The sequence below is a fragment of the Nocardioides pyridinolyticus genome (assembly GCF_054653575.1).
The window spans coordinates 1-263 of the sequence record NZ_BAAIFY010000111.1 but is presented as its reverse complement, the minus strand read 5'-3'; the positions used below and the strand labels follow the sequence as shown (position 1 = coordinate 263).

Here is a 263-nt window from a genome sequence, read left to right as displayed (position 1 = left end):
TGGTGGTGAGCTGGAAGCGGATGAACTTGACGATGTTGTCGTAGATGCCGCGGCCCTGGCGGACCGCGCGGACGATGGTGGCGAAGTTGTCGTCGGTCAGCACCAGGTCGGCTGCTTCCTTGGTGACGTCGGTGCCGGTGCGTCCCATGGCGACGCCGACGTGGGCGGCGCGGACCGCGGCGGCGTCGTTCTGTCCGTCGCCGGTCATCGCGGCGACGTGGCCGCGGCTGGTCAGCGCGGCGACGATGGCGACCTTGTGTGCC

Annotated in this window: 1 protein-coding gene; it reads right to left on the bottom strand. The window is 70.0% G+C overall.

Annotated elements, in window-relative coordinates; genetic code table 11:
* The coding region (locus tag ACYQ0U_RS22870) for an HAD-IC family P-type ATPase (protein WP_459976178.1) at window positions 1–263 on the bottom strand (263 nt) is incomplete at both ends.